Source organism: Borreliella valaisiana VS116 (assembly GCF_000170955.2).
Taxonomy (GTDB): domain Bacteria; phylum Spirochaetota; class Spirochaetia; order Borreliales; family Borreliaceae; genus Borreliella; species Borreliella valaisiana.
The window spans coordinates 30,789-53,953 of sequence record NC_012177.1; the positions used below are offsets into that span (position 1 = coordinate 30,789).

The following is a 23,165-nucleotide window of genomic DNA, read 5'->3' on the forward strand; positions in this document are numbered from 1 at the left end:
TTAAAAAAGGAGGAAAAATGCCAAAAGATACAATAAGCGTTAGTTTGGTGCAAAACAGACTAATTACCAACAAAATTAATTATTACAATCCGCTTTTAATCTACAAAAGCAGTGTTTTAGAAAGTAAATACTTGGCATTAAGTGTTACAAATTTTGAGGAATTGCTTAAAAAACTTGAGATACAAAAAGCCCATGAGTCTGATTCTTCTAAGAAGAAAATAGCAGGCGATCAGTTAAGAGCTTTACAAAAATCAATGGGTGATTTTTTTGGACAAGAAGGACTCAAATCAGTTGATTTTTATGTTTACAATCAGATTAAAGAGATTAAAGATTTTTTAAAATCCAATTTACATCCATTTGTAGTTTTTGTAAATGAAGCGGGAGACGACATTAGCAGTGATTTTGAAGCTATTAGAAAGGCTTGTAATTTTATTGTAATTTCTACTAAAGATAGCAATTTAGCAAATTTTTTAAAAAACAAGGACAAGAGTGAATTTAAAAATATTATTGCTGTATACAGCGGCAATGAAAATTTGCATCTTAAGTTTGCAGCAATTTATTTGCATCAAGCAAGTATTTTTCATGCTGTTAATCCTTATGGGATGATTTTAAATGCTACTCCTATTTATGATGATTTAATAATTGATTCTCTTAGAAAATCCAATATTAATTTTTATTCTCTTTTAAATGAAACTGGCAATGATGGCATTTTAGCTTTCAAAGAAGGAGTTAGTCTTTCGGGGGATCCGATTGATGAAGCTTTTACGCTTTATTATATTAAGAATGAGGCAATCAAAGAGCTTATTAGGATTTGGAATAAGAACAATAGAGCTAACAGTAAACTTGGTGCTTTAAATTTGGACGGCAATTTGCCAAACGAATACACAGCGGGGCTTGAATGTTTTTTCCATGAACTTAAACAAAGAGGTCTTATTATCTCTTACAAAGAGATTAAGCTTAGAATTAACTCTTCTGAGGGTTTGAGTTTAAGCTTAGAAGTTGCGCTTAAGTACAATGACAGTTTCAACAATGTTAGTTTAATAATCACCGCACAAGAGATAAATGAATATTTAAGGAGAGCATCATAATGAGAGAATATTATTCATTAGATTTAGTATTTTTTAGCTTTAATGACAATTTAATAGACAGAGGTACTGTTGAGTACAGTACAGAGCCTAATGTAATGGCCAAAGCAAGTACAGAAGACAGAAATTTTCCAATTCCAAGCTTTAGAGACCCAAGAACCGTTGTTCATATTTTTGATTTAGAAGTAAGCAAAGGATCTCTTGATTACAAGCTTTTAACAAAGCTAAGCAATGAGCAATTTTACGAGAATGTACCAAAATCTCAAAAGTTAAAAAGATTAGTGTTTAATGATCAAATGGGATTGAAAATTATTTCAAATAGTGCATTTTTTGCAGAAATTCCAACTAGAAAGTATTCATCTGATAATGATACGGTTAAGTTTACAATTCACGCAATCAATTGTGATGTTGAGAAAGCAAGTTGATTGAATTTAAATTTTAATATTTTAATAAAGGACAAGAATTTAAAATGAGATACAAGTTAAAAATATTAACCAGAGCCAAAACACATACATACATTTTAAAAGATATTCCAATGTACGAGTGGGACAATGTTTTGGGATTTGATGTTGAAAGAGATGAACTTATTAATAAACTTAACAATCTGCAAACATTAAAAGAGATCACCAAATTAATGATCTCAAGAGGATTTTTAGATGAATTTTATGAGATTCTAAATAAAGAGAGAAGATATTCTGAGCTTTACAAGTACGCTCTGCCCACAATTCTTTTTTCAGTTCAGTATTCACTTTTTGAAACAATAGAAGGATTTAAACAGCCCGGTTTAGTTTACATTGAAAGTTTTCAAGATAGAAACGGCGATTATATCAAGTACGACTACATTGATGAGCGCTGGAGTTATGATTTTTTAATTACAAGCAAATTATCCGCAGACTTAAATCAAGAAGCTTCTCTACAAGGCAGTTTTGAGCCTTTACTGCAAGAAGGTACTAATGAATAAATCAGAGATTGCAACCAGTTATTTTAAGTACATAGATCATTTGAAAAAGGAATCTAATAAGTACTATTTTCCTATTGTAATGGGCATTTGTACATACAAAGATATTAAAAAAATGAGCTACAAAGAGCTTGTAGAGGTTACTCGAGTAGCTAATTTAAAGCTTAACAAGGAAATGTACGAACGAGTTTTGTCCTTTAGTGGCATGTTTTAAAGGTTTTTATGTACGAAGAAAACAATAATGAGAATAAATTTACAATTACATTAGAAGGTGTGCTTGATAGAAATGCCACCAGAAATAATTTAAAAAAAGAGCTTTTAGGCTTTAAAAAGGAAGATTTTTTTAATATTAGTTTGAGCCCAAGAAGTAGTAAAGATTTTTTGTCCTTAAGTCTTGAAAGACTAAAAAATATTGAGAAGCTAAAAAACGACAATCTACAAAAACCATTAAGTTTTAAATCTTTTAATGCCACAAACAAAAGCATTCCTTTTAAGGATTACCTTAATCTAGATTTTAAGAGAAACAAACCAAAGAGTGCTTTAAAGGATTGGGACTTTGCAAAAGACAAAAATGTTTTTAGCGCTAAGAATTTGGATTTAAAAAGCAACAATTTTGATTTTTATGTAAAGCCAGAAATAGATAAATTAGATTTAGATTCTAGCAAACAATATTCATATTTTAAGACTGAAAGTATTAAAAATGCTTTTAAGCAAAATTTTTTTAATAATTCTAACAAAGATCAAACTAATGCATTCAAAGATTTAAGGTTAAATTCCAATTTTGACAAGACTGAGCTTAGCTTTAATCTTTCAAAAGACTTAGGGGTAGTTGATTTTTTAAATATAAAAAATGGTTTTAATGATTTTAAGTTATCTTTAAAGGAACTGCGAAATTTGAAAGACAAAAAAAATTCCCAACTAAGTCTTGAAAATCTTATTTGCAAAGATGTTCAGAGAGAAAGTGCAAATAAAATACTAAAAGGCCAGCGATCTTTTGAAACAGAATTTGAGAGAAATGATTTTTTAAGAAAACTTTATATTCTTCAAAGTTCACAAAATTCGAATTTAAATGATTTCTCTTTTATTGTTGAGCTTGCGCAGAAATTGAAAAACGAAGGGCACGCAAAAAATGATTTTAAAGCTATTAGCCTAATAAATGATTTTCTAGTCGGAGAGAATAATTTAGAAGAAGTTTTAAGTTTAGACAAACCAACAATTTCTCTAAACAATAAGTTAAACGGTGAGCCTGAAGTTTTAAATAGCAACAAAATAATAAACAGTGTTTTTGAGCCAAAAGTAGATCCACTTTTAGAAAAAACTGTAGAACTTTTAGAATGGGCTAAAAGTTACGATTTTACTAGCAGTGTGTTAGATCCTTTAAGAAATACTTTTTCAAATCTTGGCAATATATTGGGACAGGCATTTGAAAACTTGCCTTTGGTTGAGTACATGACAAATGTGCTAAGAGATGGTGGTGGATCAAGTTCAAGAGGAGTTGATGATGATTCTAGAATGCCTTAAATTAAAAGAGGTTTAAAATGATCACAAAGCAAGCTACAAGGCTAATAGAAGATATTGTAAATCAAATTTCAAGTTTAGCAAGCATTTCAAATTTTGTTTTACTTTTTCCAAGGCTTGATTTTAAAGGACTTGGGTACATTCCCCAACTGTTTTTTATTTTTGTAAAGAATGATCTAATAGAAGAAAATCTCTCAAGCATAAGTTCAGACCGAGCGGTGATTGATTTTACAAATACAAAAAGTGAATATGTGAACTTTAACATTACAACAAGGCCCGAGATTGTAACAATCAATAAAGGTATTTTGTCATCTATTTATGATAAAACTTTACTAAGTGTGTTAAAAGAGACCCCTTTTATGAACAGTGCTTTAGAATTTAACAGCAATTTTATAAAAATGCAATTTAGACAGAGATTTAACTTAGGGGTTTATTATAGCATGTACAGTCCTTCGGTAGGATTTCACGAGGTGGTGAGTATTAATTCATTAAAGCTTAAAGACACGGTTTATCTAGAAGAGGTAGAAGTTAGCTTGCAAGTAAAAATTTGCAAAACTTTTAATATTTTAAATTATAAGGGGTAAAATATTAAATAAATATAGCTTTAATATTGGGAGAATATTAATGAGACACTTTAAGCTTATTTTTATATTTTTTTTATTTGTTGTTTCAACAACATATGCAAGTGTAGCAAGGCCATTTAATTTTATAAAATGGAATTTTAAAAAAGACATAGATTTGGCGTATGTATTAATGCACAGCATTGATAATGGGATTTTAACCAAATCTCAAGATAAAGCCGGTAAAATTAAAAGTCAAGAAATACTTGCTAAACTTAATAAGTTGAATATTTATTCTAATACTTTGCAGAAAATAATAAAAAACAGACTTTCTAGGAGTAGGTTTCAAAAAGAGGTTGAATTACCGCTGTTTAAGATTTTGGAGAAATATAAACGTTTAACAAAAAATCATAAAAATAAAAGTTTTATTGAAAATCCGGAATATACAAAACTTATTGTAGAGAAAATTATTAAAAAAGTTGCTTTTCTAGAAAACTATTTTCAAGCTAAATTTAAGAATGCAAGATATAGTGAAAAGATTAAAAAAAGAATAAATCCTGATAAGAGTCGTTTAAAGTCTTTAAAGGGTCGTCCCAGCAGCCCGCCCAGATCAAAGTTTTCAAACTTAAAAACTTCAAAAAAACCACAAAATTCAAAAGAATGTAACAAAAGACGAATCTTGAACAAGTGTAATGCTAACCGGGAAAATGGTGAGCTTTCAAACGAGTTAGAAAGTGAAGATCTGTGCAAAGGCAGCAAAAATCTAGAAGAATCAAATGAGGATCTAGATGAGAATCTATATGAGCTAAATAGCAGAGACGATTGGGTTAATGAAGAGGATCAAGGTGAAGATGAGTTTTTTGATCTTCTTTAAGATCAATTTATCTAAATTTTTTAATTTGAATATTTTATTGGTTTGTTAATTTAAAAAAGGAGTTTTATTTAAAAAAGATGTTAATTTTTCAATACGATTTTAAGATTGAATTTTACAATGCAGTTGATTCTAAAAACAGCATTGGCGGGAGACTTGCAGGCTTGAGTCCCAGGGTTGTTATTGTTACGCAAAATGGTGCTCCTGATTTGAATATTGTTATTCAAAATACATATTCTGAGAATAATTTAATAATTGGCAAGAAAACCAAACTTCAAATTTTTAATGTTCCTTTAGATTTTTCTGATTTTAAGACTGCAGACATTGTAAAAATTTATTATAAGAAGTTTACGCATCAGCAAGACTATCAATTTATTATGGCTGGTTATTTAGGAGCACCTGTTGAGAGAATTGGTGGGCCTGAGAATTTTAGTTTTGAGTGTGAATTGTACCTTTTGTCCAAGGCTACCTTTTTAGAGAGAAAGTTTGAGTATAAAAATTTCAAAGGTAGTACTGTTGCTGATGTAATAAAATATGTTTTTAAGGACAAAGCAATTTTTTGCATGAATGAACTTGAAAAATCAAGAGTGATTAACGAGAGCTTGGCTTGCAACTCGCCAAAAGGATTAATAGAACATTTGAGAAGACAAGGATACGTTGATTCTGTTGTCGTTGACATTGGAAATCTCGGGCAAGACGTTGATTCAAGATTTATTTTTACTAATTTTGAACAAGTTGTTTCTGGGCAGTACAAAAGACTTGAAGATTATGGACTTTTGTTTGTTCCTCAAAGAGATGCTTTAGGTTCTGCTGATCCAAGTTTAAGCTTTTACCGGGCGCAAGTAATGTTTACTCACAATATTAGGATTGGAGACAATCTAAGCTTTAAAGACAGGCACGGAAACAATGTTAATTGTAAGGTTAGAAATACCAGTGCCAGACTAAGCAGTACTAGAGAGTGTGTTTTAAATCTTGAGCTTTACTCTGAGAGTAAAAAAGGAATGTATTATGAAAAATAATAATTTTTGTGCGGGGGTAGACAACCCAAAAGGTTCTTCTGTTGGTGTGTTTAAGGAGTATCTTTTTGAGAATGTTTTTATTTGCAGAATAGGTGTTATTAAAAGTTTTGATTGTGAAACTCAAACAGGTGTTGTTACTATTAAAGAGTACGAAGGGCTAGAGATTAGCACTATGAATATATCTAATTTTAATTTTGATCTAGCAGAAGAAGATGAAGTGGTTTTGCTTCAAAGTAATTTTAATATCTTTCAAGAAAGTGACAATAATCATTTTGACAAAAATTATTTTTACATTCTAAGCGTTCTTAATCCTAAAAAAATTGGCATTAATCTTGGTGAGCTTAAAGTGAGCTTGCAAGAGTTTAATACACAAAGTGAAAATGTAAAAGTTAGAGCCAAAAAATTGATTATTGATGTAGATAATATTGAAATTAAAGGCAATTTAAAGATTAATGGAACTAAATTCGAAAATCATATGCATAGTTCTGGTACTCTGACGTACATTAATAGTAGTGGTTTGCCAACAACTACAACCGGAAAAACGGGTCCTATTGCTTGAAGTAGCGCGCAAAAATCAATAATTTGCAACCCTAAGGTTATTGTTAATAGGATTGTTTATTATTGTCTTCTACTAGTAAGATTAAATTTCTTACTTGAGTTGCAAACTCTTTTGATGCGGCAATTATTTTTCTGATGTTGACGGTTATCAATTTAGATTGAACTTTTAGTTGTTCTTTTGTATTTTTGTACTCATTTTTTACTTCGGTAAATTTTTCAGCCAAAGCTTTATATACTTGAGCTACTGGTTTGTTGTAAAGCTTTGGTTTTGGATGAAACTTCGATCCGAAGTCCCAGTTTATTTGACTTGAATTTTCTTTTTCTTTCCAATTGTTAGCAGCATCTATTACGTGTTTAATGGTGCTTGTTCCCAGGGGATCTTTAATGTCTTCAAAAATAAGCTCACTTTGTTCTAAATCTTCAAGCAATTTAGTTTTTGTTTTTTCTATATTATTGTTGTTTGTGGTCAAGCTGTCTGCTGTGTTTGCAGAGTTTTCCAGATCCTTTGATAAGTTTTCAATTTCAATTTCAAACTCAAACTCTTTAGATTTTTCTAAATTTTTTATTGCATTTAGTGCTTTATCTAGAGATTTTCTAACTTGTTCTGCGTATTCTTTTGTAATAAAGTTGCCATCTTTGCTAAGGTATGTCTCTTGTTTTTGGAATTGATTTTGGGTTTTTGTATTTTCATTTAAGGTGCTATTTTCTTCTTTTTGGTCAAAAATTTTGTCTTCAGTGTTAGTAAGCTTTTCTTTTTCAATTGGATTAAGTATTGTTTGTCCGTCGGGGGTTCTTGAAATTTTGAATTCTATTGTAGTTGGATTTAAAGATTTTTGCATATTTGGACCCAGTTCTTGTTCTGTAATTTCATCAGAAGCTCCGATTAACAACAATTTCTCTTGTATTTTTGCAATTTCTTCTTCTGATTTTGCCATATTTATTTCTTCTGGTGTTTCTAGCGGCATTAAGCTTCCGCCAGCAGATTCAGATTTTAAGAGAAATTCTTGTTTTTCAGGTTCAATTTTTTCAATTTCTAAAATGGGGGGGGTATTTTTATTGACGTTTGTTTCAAGTTCTTTTTTAAAGTCCAATTCAACTTGTAAGTTATTTTTAATAATTTCTGAAATATTTGTTAATTTATTTTCGTTTAAGGCTTTGTTTTTGTCATTTGCATTCATATTGGCATTACAGCTAATAATCAGAAGCAATGATGCAAGTATCAAGAATTTGTTTGAAATTTTTCTAAGCTTGCTTTTCAAAGCCTTGCACTCCTTTTAAAACAAGAATATTGACAAATATTATACCACATTATTTGTTAGATTTTAATTTTAAATAAAAAATCCCCTTAACAGGGGATTTAAGGGGGTATCATATATTTTATATCATTATTTTTAAATTTTTATTCTTTCTATTTTGTAGAAATTAGCATTTAATATTTTTTAGTGTTTGGCCTTTGGTGTATTTGTAATTTGGTGTCGAAGTAGTGGTGCTGTTTTAAATTATTTTTATAAAATTCTCAGCACCATTCTTCTCTTTTGTATTGATGCAAAGGATTTGCTTTTTACTTAAGTCTACAGCATACTTTAAATTTTTCAGATTTATTAATAAAGGAGAACATCGGATGTAATCGATGTTCCTTTGAATATATTAATATATTTAAAATGTAAGCTTAAAATTTTAAATATTAATCTAATAAAATGTTTTCAAATAAAGTGATTTTACCCTACTCGATGTCGTCGTCGTCTTCTTCAGAATCGCCATCAGCATTTTCGTTGATTGAGGGTTTTGAGTTTAAATTTTCTTTTTTTTCTTTTTTTTCTTCTTCTTCTGATTCTCGGTCCAAGTCTTTTACCACTTTATTAAGAACAGAATCTATTAAAACCCCACGACCAATTGCGTTGCAAGACATCATAAATACTAAAAACGAAATAAATATTATTTTTTTAACCATTTAATCATTCCTCTAACCTAAGCAATTTAAGTGTAATTATATATTATAAAATTATATTTATCAATTAAATAAATATAATTTTAAAGCTTAATATATTTTTAGATATATTCTTTTTGAATTATTAATTTTAGATTATTTATGTCTGTTAGTATTTCTAAGATTTGAGTAAAATTTTTATTTAGTTTAAAAATTTGATTGTGAGGTAATAGGTCTAATTCTATGCTATTTTCGGTAATAGACACTTTGTTGTAATCTATTGAATGGTAATCTTTGTTGTTTTTTATTTGAAATCTATAGATAGGATTTAAGTACTGTTCACCCAAGCCATTTTTAATTATATCTTTAATGCCTATTAAAACGTGATTTTTGGGCTTACCGATGTCGTTTGGGGGATTGAGCATAATATTAATAATATTGCTATTATTTTTAGATTTAAGGTTTAAAACAAATAAGAGATCTTGATTTTGGAAAAAATTTTCAATATTTTGAATTTCTTTAAATGTTTTGAATGTGAAATTTTTTGGGTGCTTTAAGTCTAACAATTTTTGATTTATTAAGATGCTCAAAGACGCTACTTTTCCTTGTGTAGACAAGATTTTATCTTCTGCTTGTTGAAATTCATGTTCTCTGTTAATGCTAAAATCAATAGAAAATGTTTGAATAGGATAAGCTTGTTTGTAGTAATTTTCAATGCTTGTTGGGGTGTTATTTGATTGTCTTATTTCTACTCTTTGAATTGATACTACGGGAATTATTTTTGCTGCAGGTTTTTGTTCTTGAGTTGTTTTTTCCGTCTTTTTTGGTTTTTTAGTTTTTGGTGATTTAGTTGTAAACAAATCGCAGGATAAGATCAGAATTACCAATAACACCAAAATTATCCTTTTACCCATTTATTGTTCCTTATCCTTTATGTATTTTATTATACACCATTAAGATTATTAATAAATTATTTTAAATATTATTAGATTAAAATTTTTAAAAATAGCAGTTATTTATTTTTTGCAAAAAGAAGTCCTTTAATGCAATAAAAGAACTTCTTTGGAGGTAGTTAAAAGTAGTATTAATTTATATTGCTTTAAAAAGCTAAAATTTTGATAATAGCGTTGTAGTTTAAATATAGCTCACTATTTTAAAAGATGAATTTTTACTTAAGTTATATAAATCTATACAAAGAGGACTCTCTGGGGAGTGCCTCTTTGAAACGTGTGTGGGAAGTGTTTAATAAATTAAATTTTATTTAAGTTATTTGATGAATTCTTTTAATCTTAAAGCATTGGTTAATATTTTGAGTGTATCGTAAATGTTTTGACTTACTTTAATGTAATATTTTTTATTAGAATAAGGAGAATAGATAAGTTTAATTTTGCTTAGGCTTTTTTGGAATTTGGTAAAGTTGAGATATTTCCAGCTGTAATTGGTTGATACGTAAAAAGAGCTTCCAAATTGCAAATCGCCTGATTTTTCTTTGCTTAGGATTGCTTTATTTATGCTTAACAAGCTGTGGTAATGAAACAAAGGCATTAAATTGATTTCTCTTTTTTGCCTATCTTCGAAATTCAAACAACATCGTATGTAATTATTTTCAAAAAAATCAATAAAATCTTTATGATTTTTTAATTGAAGCAGGTTTTGCAAACCTTTTTTATTCATAGTGCTTTTGTGAGCCAAGATGCTTATTGATTTTAGTTTGCCTTTTGTGAGTGCAATATTATCGTATTGGTCTAAATATTGCGCTTGTGATTTTATTTCAATTGTTGCATTTGAATCTATATTGTAGGTTCTAATATAAAATTGTGTACAAAGAATAGGGTTTAAAGGCTTTATATACTTGCTTTTGTAAATTAGATTATTTTTAAATGCATTCATATCATCTCTTGCAATATTAGAATTGTTTAAATTCTTTTTTAAAATACTCAAAGTTGCACGCATAAATATTTAATTATTCCTCAATCCAAATTTATTTATATAAGATATCATTTTATATATATTTTATCAATAGTTTATAACTTATTTTATAATATTATTTTTTAAAATAAAAAACCAATTAATATTGATTATTTTAAAATTTTATTTTAATATGGTATAAATTTTAAATAAGGAGAATTAAATAATGACAAAACTAATGTACGCTATGTTTTTAAGCGCAATATTATTTGTTGCTTGCGAAACTACAAAAATTTCAGATGAAATGGAAAATGCTATCGATGAAAATTCAAAAGTTACAGCTCCAATGCCAGAAAAACCTATGAAGTCAAATAAACAACCTATGAAGGCAATTAAAAAGTAATAGGATTTAATTTTAGATTAATTTAGAATACAGTATAAACAATTATTAGAAAAATTAAATATAAACAAGAAGGGGAGATTGTCAACAATCTCTCCTTCCTTTTGGATCACAAACCAATACTACTGAATTGGGGCAAGAATATTGGTAGTTTTATTTACTAAATTTAAAATTAAATTGTGAATATCTGCGAATTGAGCTTTTGAATTTTTTGATTTTACGTTGTCATATAATTTTGAAAGGTTAGTTTGTAATTCTGGATTAGTATTGTAGTCATTAATAATGTCATCTACATCTTTTAGCCATTTGTCTTTAAGTGTTAAAAGTTTATTGAAATCAAAAAAGAGTGCTTTCAAATTAGGTTTGTTTAGTTGTCCTAGCTTGTCTTTTACATCTAATATTTTTGCACTGATTTCTTCCATTGCTAATTGAATGCTAAATCCTCTGTTTATAAGGGTTTCTTTAACTAAGCTTTTGTAGTTTGAATCTTGGCTAAGTTTTGATAAAATTTTTCCAATATTTAAAATTACGTTTTCGTCAAAATGTAAGGATGTGTAAAGTATTCTTCTTTCGTTTAGATATTCGTGATCTTCAAAAGTCACTGTTGAATCTGCATTGAAAAATATTTTACTAAATATTTCTGTTTTCATTCCAAATTGGTCATCAGGCTCACCTTTGTTAGAATCTATTTCGCTTATTTGAATAATATCTTCAGATCTATCTAATATTTTTTTTATTAACTCTTTAGCCTCAGGATCTACTATTTGTTTTAAAGTATTAACATTGTTAGGTTGTTGTAAGGCTGCTGAATTTGAATTTTTTTTATTATTAGCTGCAACTTTTGGTGGATTTTTTAGAGTATTAATGGCAACAAGCAGATTGTCCATTGCTTTCTCACCAATTTTAGCTTTTTTAGATATTTTTTTAATGTCTAATAAGCCATTTGTGCCTTTAGTTGATTTTGTCTTTGCTTTTTTATTTTGCCCAGTTTCAGTATCGTCTTTGATTTCTAGTGAGCAAGAAAGCAAAATTAGCACAGTTAATGTATGCAATAAAAATATTGCAATTAATTTATTATTTTTCAAAATGTTATCCTTCAATAAAAATTTTAAGTAATTAATATTAATTAATAATTTTAATTACCTAATTAATAACTTTAATTCAAAATTATTATTGTACAAAAAAAAATAAAAAAAAAGAGAGCGTAAGCTCTCTTTTTTTTATTTTTCTGAAATTTTTTTAATTATTATCTTTTTTAAATAATGTGTCTAAGTCAATTAGTGATTGCTCGGATTTCAAGCAAAGAGAAATTATCTTATCTTTATAGAGTTGCTCTATGTGGGCTGTTAGCTTTTCTATATTGTTTTGTAGCTCTAAGGTGGAGTTTGAACTTTTAATTAGTGTTTCTATTGTATTAAGCCATTCTTTTTTTGTTTCGACTAAATCAACAATTACAGTATAAATTTCTTCTAAAGTTTTTTTACTAAAAGTATTTTCTTTTAGTGTGTCCATGTTAATTGATAAATCTTCAAGCGCAACTTCAAATCTTTGTTGAATTTGTATGCCCCCTGATATTTTTTTTATTGTGTCGTGGGCTTTTGGGTTCTTGTAGAGCTTGTTTACAATCTCTGCTAAATTAAAAATGTCGGTAGTGTTGTAGCTTAGTGATGAATAAAATTGTCTTCTCATTTTTTGAGATTCTGCTAGGCTTGAGTTCATTTTCTCTTTGAGTTTTACCCCATTAGGATTTATTTTGTAAACATTGATTAGTTCAAACATGCTATTTTTCAGTCCAAATTGGCTAGATATTTCTGTTTGGAGTTTGTCTCTTTTTATTATTGCCAATTCTTTTTTTAAGATTTCAAAGAGCTTGTCAATTAGATCTGTGTTGTTTTTGTTGACTTTATTGCTTTTGTTGACTTTGATGAGAGTATTTAAGTCTTTTGTTGCACTTTTGAGTTCTTGTTTTTTTGTGTCTTCTTGAGGAGTTAATTCATCTAATTTTGTTTCTTTAAAACTTGCTACTTTGTTTTGATTATCTTCATAGTTTAGCTTACAAGAAAAAAATGCTATTATCCCCAATGTTATAAATATTGATAATTTTAATTTTTTCAAAATTTAATCCTTTAATAAAAATTTTAAGTAATTTTAATTATTTAAAATTAATACTTAATTATTAAAATTTAGTTCAAATTTTAAATTGAACAATAAAAAAAAGAAGAGATCAGCTCTCTTCTTTTGATTAAATAATTGTAAAATAGTTTATTTTCGTTTTTTAAATAAACTATTTAAATTCTGTTATTTTAAGGTATAGATCAAGAACAGTTTGACGAGCATTTTGCATTTTATCTAAATACCTGTTTTCAATGTATTGTGCCAAAGATTGAGGATTTTTTAGGCTCTCATTGGAGTTTACATTAGCAATAAGGGTGTCAACGTGTTTTGACCATTCTTTTCTTTCAGCTAATATTTCATTAAGCTTAAAGCTAAGTTCTTGCATCTTAATGTCAAAATTAAAGCCGTCAATTGTATTATTTAATAGCTCTTGGGTAAAGAGTTCAATTTTTTTCTCTATTTCTTCTAGTGCAAGTTCGAAAGAAATTTGTATTCCAAGTCCTGATATTATTAATGATCTGATTAGGTTGTGATTTTGATTCTCAGCGTAAAGAATTTCCATTATTGATCCAAATTTTTTGGTTTTGGATTGATCAAAATTCAAAATTGCATAGAATTTATATCTTTCATTTTCTGCTTCTGGTGTATTAGAGTTAAGCTGTGGCGCGTAACTTCTATCATAAACTAAAGTGTTTGAAATAACATCTAGTAGATCAAATGCAGAATCTTTCATTTTAAATTGATCGTAAGTTTCTCTAAATCCGTTACTATTGTTTGTTTTAGTTTTTTCTGCAAAAATTTTTCTAATAAGTTTATTTTTCAACGTTTGTGAATGATTGCTAAGAGATGCTTGACTAAAGCTTAGTTGAACTTTGTCATAAGTTGTAGGAGAATTATTGTTTTGCTGTAAGCTAAAATTTGTATAGTTTGTTGATTGACTCAAATCGTAATTAAAGGCAGATTTTTGTCTTGGAAGTTTTTGAATTCTTTTGCTTGGAGTTTTTATAGTTGTTTTTGTACCTTTAGTCACATTTTTAACTGATTGAGTAGGTGCTGCTGGTGGTGCTATTTGTTTTGGCGGTGTGACTTGTATTTTCGCTTGTCCATTTTTTAGACTTCCTTGTGGTGAATTTACTTGCTTTAATAATTGTTCTAGATTTGCTTGACTTGCAGGACTTGCTTGATTTTGCAAAATTTGCGGTTGTTTATTTGCTACTTGTGGTTGTTTTTGTAGATTTGTTACTTTATTAGCGTTTGTGCTATTTTGCGTAGCATTTGGTTTTGTATTAATACTTATTGTTGCTTGATCATTTGTTGTGTTATTGAGAAGTTCTTCCACTTTGGTTTTATAGTCTTCGTTTAGATGAGCATCAACTGTGCAAGAAAATAAAAGCAAGACTATGAACTTTAAATGCATTAATGATTTAATTTTCAAAATATTATTCCTCGATTTCTTTTTAATGAATTTTAATAATCAAAATTAATTAAAATTTAAAATTAATTACTAATTAATAAAAACTTAGTTCAAATTAAAAAATAATCAATAAGTATAAATAAAAAAGAGCAAAGCCTTTTGCTCTTTTTTTGCGGTATCTTTATAAGTTTTCTTGTAAGTCTCTTCCAATTTCTATCATTAAATCGTAAATTTCGCTTGAGTCTGGCGCTAATATGTTGTCATATGTTGTTCTTAGGTAAGCTTCGAACTCTTCAATATTGTTTTGAAGATCTTTATTGCTATTGTAAGTGATAATAATCTTGTCTATATTTTTGATCCATTGTTGTTGCATTGCTAGAATTTTATTAATTTTATTTTTAATATCCTTTAATTTTTCATTGTTATTAAAGTCAATAAGATCATCTTTTCTTTTATTTATGTCAAGAATAGCAATTTCTAGGGGATTTTGAACAAAAGTTGAGCCTATGTCAATTATTAACTGAATCAAAGTTATAAGCTCAGCATTTTGTATTATAGTTTTATAAAAAATTTCTATTAAGTTTGTAATTCTTATTTTATTGTACTCAAGAGATGAATAAAATTGTCTTCTGTAGTCTTTGCAAAGTTCATCATTTTTTTTAATTAAATAAAAAATGGCTTCTGCATGGTTAGTCATTAATTCTTCTTCTTTTTTGTCACTTTCTATTTTTTCTACTACGGGCTTGATGATTTTTTCTATTTTCTCGACAAGCTCTTGTTTTAAGCCTAAATTACATGAACACAAAAGTAACGTTGTCAATAGCTTAATAAACGCTAATTTGTATTTTTTCACAATATTCTCCTTATATAAAAATGTAATAATTTAATACAAAATAATTTTTGGTACATATTACAAATGTATATCAAATTATTTAAAGTTTAAATTTAAACCTTTATAAAATTAAAAAAACATTGTTGTTTAAATTTTTCCAATCTTTGCGAATAGTATCATAAAAATTAATTTGAAAATCATTTAGGAAATTAGATTGTGCAATTTTAGCTATTTCTATATTTTCTTGTTCTTTTTGAGCTTTTAGTTTTTTGCCAATTGCCTCTAATTTTGAGATTATAGTTTCTCTAGATTTTTGATTTGAAGGCCCGAGATCTTGATTCTTTTGATTTGAAGGCTCGAGATCCTGAGATGCATTTTTAAAATTTCGGGTGTTTTCTTTTGGATTGGTGTAATTTTTTGGTTTGGGACCAATTTTATTAATGGGTGCACATGAGATGAAAATTAGAGTTAATATCGCTGTAATGATATTAAGCTTAATGATATTTAGTTTAGTGTTTGTCAAAATACTCTCCTTATAAATTAAAATCAATATTTATTAATCTTAAAAAATACCAAATTTCAACATATTTATATTGTAATATATGGGATTTAAATGGGTTTTAAAGCACTACTATCTTTGTAATTTTCATCCATATGGTTTGCTAATTTCTCCTCATCAGTTTTAATGTTTCCAACATCGTTATTGTAATCTTCAATAGTAGCTTTTAGGGTTTTTGTAAACCTTTGTTTTAGTTGCATGTCAGTTTCTACGGCCGTTAGTAGTTCTTCGGATTCTTTTTGGCTTAGAGTGTCTAATTTTGTATTTATTGATTCCAAATGATTGTCTAGGTGGAATTGAATATTCCATGATACGTGATGAATAAAGATTCCAATTATATTATATTTTTTGGTATTTTTTTTAAGTTTTTCAAAAATTTCTTTTAATGTTCCTATTTTTTTTGTGTCGTAATTTAAAGATGGGTAAATCATTCTTTTTATTTGCATTAGATTAGCTTCTACAAGAATATCATAAGGACTGACTTTAAAAGTATTTAGAAAATCGGATTCTGAAGCAATTTTGGCTATTTCTGTATTTTCTAGTTTTTTTTGAGCTTCGAGCTTTTTGCCAATTGCTTTTAATTTTGCGATTATATCTTCTTTAGGTTTTTGAATTGAATATCCGAGATCTTCAGATCCATTAGATTTATTTTTAAAATTTTTGGTAATTCCTGTTAGATCGCTGTTGTTGGTTTCTCTTAGATTAGTGTTGCTGGATTTTTTTGGGTTGATTTGGTTGTTTGTATTGATTTTGTTAACAGGTGTACATGAGATGTAAACTAAAGTTAATATTGTTGCAATATTAAACTTGATTCTATTTATTTTAGTTTTTGTCAAAATATTCTCCTTATAAATTTAAAATCAATATTTATTATTTTTAATATAAAACAATAATAAAACTTATATTGTTATTTTTATTAAATAATATAAATATTATAAATAATATAAATAATATTTGATATTAAAAGGATTAAATATTTATTGCAAGCTTTAGGTTTTTGTTTTAATTTTGTAAGATTTAACCCTTTAATACCAGGCACCCCTTTCATTTTTGCTAATACTGTTTTTACGGTGTTTATTTAGGCATTTCAATGTTGTATTGGTTTTCAGTTATTTCTTTTATTTTTACAATTACAGCTAGTGTGTCATATTTTTCTGGTTTAATTTCATTTCTAATGTGGTCTGCTAGTTTGTTAGTATTCTCTTTAATTTCTTCTAAATTTTCGTTGTAGCTGAGAATAATCTCGTCTACCTTTTTGATCCAATTTTGTTTTATTTCAAAAAGTTCTTTTATTGTAGTCTCAATAGTTTTTAGGTTTTCTTTGCCTAGCCTTTTTAATTCATCTTTGTCATCAGATATTTTTAAAATTGTCTCTTCAAGGGGTTTTTGAATGCCAAAATATCCTATTTGAATAACTTCTTCAATTAGTTGATGGTGTTCTTTTTGTTGGTGTTTGTAAAGTTGTGTTAGTATTTTGCCAAAGTTTACAATTCTTGTTGTATTGTAATCCAGAGAAGAGTAAAATAGTCGTCTCTCATCTTTTTTTGAGTCCGAGTTGAGCTTTGCAAGCTTAAGGGCGGCAGTTGTATCTGTATTAAAGACCGAATATTTCATTCCAAACTGGTCAAAGTCTTCAGTTTTATCTTTATATTGTTCTACTTTTTCTTTAAATCTTTTTATTTCCGCCGATATTCTTTGGGTTATTGTTCCTTGGAACAAGCTACAAGAGCACAAAAGAAGTGTTGCAATGACAATATTAGTTAATATTAAATCATTTTTTTTCAAAATATTCTCCTTTTATAAAAATGCAGTAATGCAATACAAAATAATTTTTAGTACATATTACAAATGTATATCAAATTATTTAAAGTTTAAATTTAAACTTTAATAAAAATTAAAAGTTGTTGTTTTTAGTTAGATTTAGATTAAGTGAATAAAAAAAAAGAGAAGAATTAACTTCTCTTTTAAAAAATATCAAGTGCAACATATTAATTTTTTTGTTTAAATTAGTCATGGGCGAGATTATTACTCAAGGGCTTTAAACTTTTCATCCATGTAGCTTGCTAGTTTTTCGACATTGGTTTTAATTCCGCCAGCATTCCTGTTGTAATCGTTAATAGTCTTGTTTAGGACTTTTACAAATCTGTCTTTTCTATTTAAGTCATTTCTTGCAAATTCTAGCAGTTCTTCGGTTCTTTGGTTTGGAGAGTGTGATTCATCTTTTGTTATGTTTTCTAAACAAAGTTCTAGTTGGAGCTGAATACCCAGTGCTACTTTATAAAGTAAGTTTGTAACTACTTTTTTGTTCTCGGAACTTGTATTAAGTTTTTCAAGAATTTCGTTTAATGTTTTTACTCTTGTTGTGTTGTAATATAAAGATGAGTAAATAATTCTTTTCATTGCTAGTAGGTCTTTCTCAGGGTTAGCATAAAATGAACTGGCAGTAAAAGTCTTTAGGAAATCAGATTGTGTACTAGTTTTAGTTATTTCTGCATCAATTTTAGCTATTTCTATATCTTCTTTCTTTTTTTGCTTTTCCAGATGATTTTTAATTGCTTTTAATTGTGAGGCTTTATTCCCTTTATATTTTTCAATTTCAATTTTGAGATCTTGATATTCTTGATATGAATGTCCATGGTCTTGAGATCCACGAGATCTATCTTTAAAGTGTTGGCCAAATTTTTCCAGATTGGTGTTACTGCTTAGGTCAGGATTGATTTGATTATCAGGTGCACATGAGATGCAAATTAGAGTTAATATCGCTGTAATGATATTAAGCTTAATGATATTTAGTTTAGTGTTTGTCAAAATAATCTCCTTATAAATTAAAATTAATAGTTATTAACTTTAATACAAAATAATAATATAACTATATTAATTTGTATGTCAAATAATAACAGTTTTATTTAATATTATTTAATATTATTTTTTGACATTGTTGTTTTCAGTTTGGATTTAGATTAAGTGAATAAAAAAAAAAGAGAAGAATTAACTTCTCTTTTAAAAAATATCAAGTGCATCAATTTTTTTTGTTTTAATTAGTTATTAATTATTTTTTAAAATCATAATCTGGGAATTGCTCATTCATGTAGTTTGCGAGTTTTTCGATATCGGTTTTGATTTCGCCAGAATTCCTATTGTAATCGTTAATAGTCTTGTTTAGGGCTTTTCCAAAGTCGTCTTTTTCCTTTAAGCCGGCTTTTGCAAATTCTAATAGGTTTTCAGAATCTTGTTGGATTGGAAGATGTAATTCATCTTTTGTTATGTTTTCTAAACAACTTTCTAGTTGGAGCTGAATACCCAGTGCTATTGGATAAAGTAATCTTGTAACTATTATATTGTGTTCATCATGTGCATGAAGTTTTTCAAGAATTCTGGTTAATGTTTTTACTCTTGTTGCGTTGTAATATAAAGATGAGTAAATAATTCTTTTTATTGCTAGTAGGTCTTTATCGCGATGATCATAAGATGTATCGGCAGTAAAAGTCTTTAGGAAATCAGATTGTGTATCAGTTTTAGCTATTTCTGCATCAACTTTAGCTATTCCTTCAGTTTCTTTATTTTTTTGCTTTTCCAGATGATTTTTAATTGCTTTTAATTGTGAAGCTTCATCTTCTTTATATTTTTCAATTTCAATTTTGAGATCTTGATATTCTTGATATAAATGTTCGAGATTTTCAGATTCACCAGATTCACCAGATTTATTTTCAAAATTTTGGTTGTTTTCTTTTTTATTAGTGTTGATAGTTTCTTTTTTATTAGTATTGCTAGTTTCTTTTTTATTAGTATTGCTAGTTTCTTTTGGATTAATAGTATTAATAGGTGCACATGAGATGCAAATTAAAGTTAATATCGCTGTAATGATATTAAGCTTAATGATATTTAGTTTAGTGTTTGTCAAAATACGCTCCTTATAAATTAAAATTAATAGTTATCAATTTTAATACAAAATAATATTATAACTATATAATAATCATTATTATTAAATAATAATACCATTTAATATTAAAAACAACTTTTTTGGAATTTTTTTTTATTTTGTAATTATTTTTATCCCACATACACTACTAATTAGTAGTGTATGTGGTCACAACAGGCTTTTAGCAGTGTTTCAATGTCCATTAAAATTTGCATACTTTTATTTGGATTGAATTTATGCTCGTATCCATTTTTTATGAATTCTTTTAGCACTATTCCATCAGCTCTAATTCCCGCATATTTATCATAGTCGCTAATAATGTTTTCTACGATTGTTATCCATGCATTTCGTTCTTGTATTAGTTTTTCAAAATTTTCTTGAACATCTTTTACTGTTTTTGTTTTAAAATTGAACATTAAGCGTCTTTGCTCGTCTTTTGTTAAAAGATTGACAGCCTTTTCAAATGATTCTTGGATTTTGAATCCTGTCCAAAAAATTAAGCCAATAACTCTGTAATGGTCGCCATTTGAACTTGATGCTTGTGCAAGGATTGTGATTAATCTTTTGATATTATTCTCATCATACTCAAGAGATGAATAAAATAATCTTCTAAAAAGGTTATTTTCCAATATTGCATCAATATTATCGTCTTGCTTTTCTGGGAATGTGTTTTTGTTTATTTCAAATTGATTAATAGGTTCGATTTTTTGAACATCTGTATTTATTTTTTGAGCAAGTATTTCTATATTTGGTCCAATTTTATTAATCAATTTTTCATTTTCATTAAATCTTTGTGTAATTTTTTGAATTACATTTTCCTTTCCATTGTTTGAGGGCTCTTTTTGCCCTAAGTTTAAAATCTTTTTAAGATTTCCTTCTTTTGTAATGCTAGTTTTGTTAAGTTCAATGTGGTTTGGTTGTAATTCATTTGTTGCTTCTTTGTCGTTTGGTTTAGAATAAAAAGAACATGAGGCCAGTAAAGTTATTTTAAATAGTTTTAATATTTTATAAATTGTGTTTTTCTTCAAGACGTAATCCTTTAAAAAATTTAATCATTAGTGTTATTTGGCAAGCTCAATATTTCTAATATAAATATATTTCAATTCGTTTAATTTTCAATGTTTGTTTTATTTATTTAAAATAAAAGACAATAAATTAACCATTTAAAATAATTTTTTTTAAAAAAAAAGTTTAAAATTTTTCGATCGGGTTTTAAAAATTGTTCGTAATGCTATCAACATTGATGTTAATGTTGTATTTGGAAGTTATATTAATTTTAAAAATTTTTGTTATTAGCTTTATTTTTATTGATAATTGCAGTATATTTTTCATGTGTTATTTTATAATAATAAATCTAACTATTATAAAATAACACCGTTCTCCCCATTTAATGTAAAATTTAAGTTTAATAATTCTTATTAAAAAGCCTTTGTTTTAAAACGCATCTTTAATTAAAAAAGTTAATTATATGTTTTTATACAAATATATATTGATTCTAATTTAGTTATGTTTTAAAATGTTTAAAATAAATCAGTTTATATAAGGAGAATTAACAATGAAAATATTTGGTAATTTAATAATTAATGGATTATTGTTTGGATTTGTAAATTTAAATGTGTTTGCAGATTCTAACAATGTAAATATTCTTCAACCTCAATCCAACGTTTTAGAACAACCAGATCAAAAAGACGATAAAAAATTAGATCAAAAAGATGATAAAAAATTGGGTCAAAAAGATGATAAAAAATTGGGTCAAAAAGATCAAGTTAATCAAGCTCTAGATATTATTAATAAGGTGACAGAAGATGTTTCTACTAAATTAGAGGAAGTTAGAGAGTCATCTCTTGCACTGGTAGAATCAAATGATGCGGGGATAGTTAAAAAGTTCGTTGGTTCAATGTCTGTAATCTCAGATGTTGCTAAAGGGACTGTTGTTGCATCAGAAGAAGCAACAATTGTAGCTAAGTGCTCAGGAATGGTTGCTGAGGATGCAAATAAGGTTGTTGAAATGTCCAAAAAGGCTGTTCAAGAAACTCAAAAAGCTGTTTCTGTTGCAGGCGAAGCAATGTTTTTAATAGAGAAGCAAATAATGTCAAATAAATCTCCAAATAATAAGGAATTAGAATTGACAAAAGAAGAATTTGCTAAAGTAGAACAAGTTAAAGAAACTTTAATGGCTTCTGAAAGGGCTTTAGATGAAACCGTTCAAGAGGCTCAAAAAGTTCTCAACACCGTTAATGGTTTTAATCCATCAAATAAGGATCAAGCAGTAGCAAAAAAAGATGTTGCAAAGGCTATTTCTAGTGTTGTTAAGGTAGCTCAAGGTGCAAGAGATCTTACAAAAGTAATGTCCATTTCTTTATATATGAGATAGTTGATTATATAGATTTATAAATTATTAAAGGTTAAAGGAAAAGGTTTGAGGCTAATTATATTAGTTTCTGCCTTTTTTTTATTTTTTATTTTGTTAAGATAAAATTAAGCCCCCCATTAAGGCTGTTTTTATGATATAACATCTGCATTCTAAATATTTGCATTCTTAAAAAGTTAATAAATTTATCTTTAAGCAAGGAGTATCAATTTTTGAATAAAGAATACAAAGTTTTATACAATGGGTTTTTAAAGCTTATTGATTTTATGGGAGATGATAAGAGAATAGTTTAGGCTGCAAGAATTTCTTATCGAGGAGACAGTGTTAAAAGGAAAGATGAGGAACTTATTGACTATTTAATAAGGAATGGACATAAAAGTCCATTGGAGCAGGTGGTTTTTACATTTCATATTAAAGCCTCAATATTTATTGCAAGGCAATGGATGAAGCATGGAACCGCAAGGATTAATGAAGTTTATGGATACTACAGCTTGGCAAGAGAAGAATTTTATGTTCCCTTGGCATAAGATTTGGAATATCAAATTTCTAGCAATAGTCAACCCAAAGGAGAATTAAATTCTTTGGAAAAAAGTTTCTCAGACAAAATAAAACATCATCAAAAAAATTCTTATAAACTTTATCAAGATATGGTTAATTCTAATATTCCAAAAGAACTTTCAAGAATAATTTTACCTTTAAGCTTATATCTTATATACTGAATGGTATTGGCAAATTGATTTAAATAATCTTTTCCATTTTATTAAATTGAGATTAGCTTTAGACAATCCAAAAGAAATTAAAGAAAATTCGCCAAAAGAAATGCGCGAATATGCCAAAGCATTAATAAGTATAGTAAAAGAAATTGTCCCCATCTCTTTTAACAGTTTTGAAAGTCATTGTTTGAGAGGAAAGAGATTTTCTCGTGAAGAAATAATAGTAATTATTAATGCTTTGGATTTAAATAAGCTTAGTATGGATGCTAAAAAATTGGACTTATTAAAAAATAAACCGGGGATTGATTGACTTTGTATTGTTTAGTATCTTTTTAAGTATTAAACAGATTTTAGAAATTATGGCCAAAGTTTAATTTTTAGGATAAAGTGTAATTTTTTTAAAAAACTATATGAATTATGCATTAAGCATTTATTAGT

Annotated in this window: 25 protein-coding genes and 1 pseudogene; 12 read left to right on the forward strand and 14 right to left on the reverse strand. The window is 27.5% G+C overall.

What is annotated here, in order from left to right:
- Nucleotides 1-17 precede the first annotated feature (17 nt).
- The 9 genes from BVAVS116_RS04625 (at nt 18) to BVAVS116_RS04665 (ending at nt 6,570) form a co-directional block, all read left to right on the forward strand.
- Nucleotides 18-1,088, forward strand: a complete 1,071-nt coding sequence (locus BVAVS116_RS04625; RefSeq protein WP_012665675.1) for a DUF787 family protein — start codon at nt 18-20, stop codon at nt 1,086-1,088.
- Nucleotides 1,088-1,510 (forward strand): DUF1463 family protein, encoded by a 423-nt coding sequence (locus BVAVS116_RS04630; RefSeq protein WP_012665676.1) that lies wholly within the window; start codon nt 1,088-1,090, stop codon nt 1,508-1,510. The genes BVAVS116_RS04625 and BVAVS116_RS04630 overlap by 1 nt, the downstream gene beginning before the upstream one ends.
- Nucleotides 1,511-1,554: 44 nt before the next feature.
- Nucleotides 1,555-2,046, forward strand: coding sequence for a DUF1473 family protein (locus BVAVS116_RS04635; RefSeq protein WP_012665677.1), 492 nt, complete (start codon nt 1,555-1,557; stop codon nt 2,044-2,046).
- Nucleotides 2,039-2,257, forward strand: a complete 219-nt coding sequence (locus BVAVS116_RS04640) for a DUF1322 family protein (protein ID WP_012665678.1) — start codon at nt 2,039-2,041, stop codon at nt 2,255-2,257. The genes BVAVS116_RS04635 and BVAVS116_RS04640 overlap by 8 nt, the downstream gene beginning before the upstream one ends.
- Nucleotides 2,258-2,265: 8 nt before the next feature.
- Nucleotides 2,266-3,564, forward strand: coding sequence for a hypothetical protein (locus BVAVS116_RS04645; RefSeq protein ID WP_012665679.1), 1,299 nt, complete (start codon nt 2,266-2,268; stop codon nt 3,562-3,564).
- Nucleotides 3,565-3,581: 17 nt separating this feature from the next.
- Nucleotides 3,582-4,145, forward strand: coding sequence for a DUF792 family protein (locus tag BVAVS116_RS04650; RefSeq protein WP_012665680.1), 564 nt, complete (start codon nt 3,582-3,584; stop codon nt 4,143-4,145).
- 40 nt (nt 4,146-4,185) lie between these two features.
- The gene (locus BVAVS116_RS04655; RefSeq protein ID WP_012665681.1) at nt 4,186-4,995 is read left to right on the forward strand and encodes a hypothetical protein; all 810 of its coding nucleotides are present in this window, start codon (nt 4,186-4,188) and stop codon (nt 4,993-4,995) included.
- 77 nt (nt 4,996-5,072) lie between these two features.
- A complete protein-coding gene (locus BVAVS116_RS04660; RefSeq protein ID WP_012665682.1) occupies nt 5,073-6,011 on the forward strand; it encodes a DUF693 family protein in 939 nt (312 codons plus the stop codon).
- The gene (locus BVAVS116_RS04665) at nt 6,001-6,570 is read left to right on the forward strand and encodes a DUF777 family protein (protein WP_012665683.1); all 570 of its coding nucleotides are present in this window, start codon (nt 6,001-6,003) and stop codon (nt 6,568-6,570) included. The genes BVAVS116_RS04660 and BVAVS116_RS04665 overlap by 11 nt, the downstream gene beginning before the upstream one ends.
- A 43-nt stretch (nt 6,571-6,613) precedes the next feature.
- On the opposite strand, the gene BVAVS116_RS04670 is transcribed toward BVAVS116_RS04665, so the two are convergent.
- From BVAVS116_RS04670 to BVAVS116_RS04685, 4 genes are all read right to left on the reverse strand, one after another.
- Nucleotides 6,614-7,828: a hypothetical protein gene (locus BVAVS116_RS04670; protein WP_012665684.1), complete on the reverse strand. Its 1,215-nt coding sequence runs from the start codon at nt 7,826-7,828 to the stop codon at nt 6,614-6,616.
- Between the two features lie 464 nt (nt 7,829-8,292).
- Complete coding sequence (locus BVAVS116_RS04675; RefSeq protein WP_012665685.1) at nt 8,293-8,520, reverse strand: hypothetical protein; 228 nt, start codon at nt 8,518-8,520, stop codon at nt 8,293-8,295.
- A 98-nt stretch (nt 8,521-8,618) separates the two neighbouring features.
- Entirely contained in the window at nt 8,619-9,410 is a 792-nt protein-coding gene (locus BVAVS116_RS04680) for a hypothetical protein (protein ID WP_040351377.1), read from the reverse strand.
- A 352-nt stretch (nt 9,411-9,762) separates the two neighbouring features.
- On the reverse strand, nt 9,763-10,449 hold the full coding sequence (locus tag BVAVS116_RS04685; protein ID WP_012665687.1) for a hypothetical protein: 687 nt from the start codon (nt 10,447-10,449) through the stop codon (nt 9,763-9,765).
- A 181-nt stretch (nt 10,450-10,630) separates the two neighbouring features.
- On the opposite strand from BVAVS116_RS04685, the gene BVAVS116_RS06385 reads away from it, so the two are divergent.
- The gene (locus BVAVS116_RS06385; protein WP_012665688.1) at nt 10,631-10,807 is read left to right on the forward strand and encodes an Lp6.6 family lipoprotein; all 177 of its coding nucleotides are present in this window, start codon (nt 10,631-10,633) and stop codon (nt 10,805-10,807) included.
- Nucleotides 10,808-10,926: 119 nt separating this feature from the next.
- On the opposite strand, the gene BVAVS116_RS04690 is transcribed toward BVAVS116_RS06385, so the two are convergent.
- The 10 genes from BVAVS116_RS04690 to BVAVS116_RS04735 all read right to left on the reverse strand — a co-directional run bounded on the left by BVAVS116_RS04690 (nt 10,927) and on the right by BVAVS116_RS04735 (nt 20,671).
- Nucleotides 10,927-11,889 (reverse strand): complement regulator-acquiring protein, encoded by a 963-nt coding sequence (locus BVAVS116_RS04690; protein ID WP_012665689.1) that lies wholly within the window; start codon nt 11,887-11,889, stop codon nt 10,927-10,929.
- Between the two features lie 154 nt (nt 11,890-12,043).
- Entirely contained in the window at nt 12,044-12,919 is an 876-nt protein-coding gene (locus BVAVS116_RS04695) for a complement regulator-acquiring protein (RefSeq protein ID WP_012665690.1), read from the reverse strand.
- Nucleotides 12,920-13,088: 169 nt separating this feature from the next.
- Nucleotides 13,089-14,354 carry a complement regulator-acquiring protein gene (locus tag BVAVS116_RS04700; RefSeq protein ID WP_012665691.1) on the reverse strand — a complete coding sequence of 422 codons (1,266 nt, stop codon included), beginning with the start codon at nt 14,352-14,354 and terminating at the stop codon, nt 13,089-13,091.
- A 160-nt stretch (nt 14,355-14,514) separates the two neighbouring features.
- Entirely contained in the window at nt 14,515-15,186 is a 672-nt protein-coding gene (locus tag BVAVS116_RS04705; RefSeq protein WP_012665692.1) for a complement regulator-acquiring protein, read from the reverse strand.
- 100 nt (nt 15,187-15,286) lie between these two features.
- Nucleotides 15,287-15,688 carry a complement regulator-acquiring protein gene (locus tag BVAVS116_RS04710; RefSeq protein ID WP_012665693.1) on the reverse strand — a complete coding sequence of 134 codons (402 nt, stop codon included), beginning with the start codon at nt 15,686-15,688 and terminating at the stop codon, nt 15,287-15,289.
- A gap of 86 nt (nt 15,689-15,774) precedes the next feature.
- The gene (locus BVAVS116_RS04715) at nt 15,775-16,560 is read right to left on the reverse strand and encodes a complement regulator-acquiring protein (RefSeq protein ID WP_012665694.1); all 786 of its coding nucleotides are present in this window, start codon (nt 16,558-16,560) and stop codon (nt 15,775-15,777) included.
- 238 nt (nt 16,561-16,798) lie between these two features.
- On the reverse strand, nt 16,799-17,509 hold the full coding sequence (locus tag BVAVS116_RS04720) for a complement regulator-acquiring protein (protein WP_012665696.1): 711 nt from the start codon (nt 17,507-17,509) through the stop codon (nt 16,799-16,801).
- Between the two features lie 240 nt (nt 17,510-17,749).
- Nucleotides 17,750-18,532 carry a complement regulator-acquiring protein gene (locus BVAVS116_RS04725; RefSeq protein ID WP_012665698.1) on the reverse strand — a complete coding sequence of 261 codons (783 nt, stop codon included), beginning with the start codon at nt 18,530-18,532 and terminating at the stop codon, nt 17,750-17,752.
- Nucleotides 18,533-18,773: 241 nt separating this feature from the next.
- The gene (locus tag BVAVS116_RS04730) at nt 18,774-19,625 is read right to left on the reverse strand and encodes a complement regulator-acquiring protein (RefSeq protein ID WP_012665699.1); all 852 of its coding nucleotides are present in this window, start codon (nt 19,623-19,625) and stop codon (nt 18,774-18,776) included.
- A 170-nt stretch (nt 19,626-19,795) separates the two neighbouring features.
- Complete coding sequence (locus tag BVAVS116_RS04735; protein ID WP_012665700.1) at nt 19,796-20,671, reverse strand: complement regulator-acquiring protein; 876 nt, start codon at nt 20,669-20,671, stop codon at nt 19,796-19,798.
- 527 nt (nt 20,672-21,198) lie between these two features.
- Between BVAVS116_RS04735 and BVAVS116_RS04740 the strand changes: the two genes are divergently transcribed.
- Together BVAVS116_RS04740 and thyX are read left to right on the forward strand one after the other, a co-directional pair.
- Nucleotides 21,199-22,017: an OMS28 family porin gene (locus BVAVS116_RS04740; protein WP_012665701.1), complete on the forward strand. Its 819-nt coding sequence runs from the start codon at nt 21,199-21,201 to the stop codon at nt 22,015-22,017.
- 209 nt (nt 22,018-22,226) lie between these two features.
- Nucleotides 22,227-23,037, forward strand: a pseudogene (gene thyX / locus BVAVS116_RS06865) (FAD-dependent thymidylate synthase).
- The last annotated feature ends 128 nt before the right edge of the window (nt 23,038-23,165 follow it).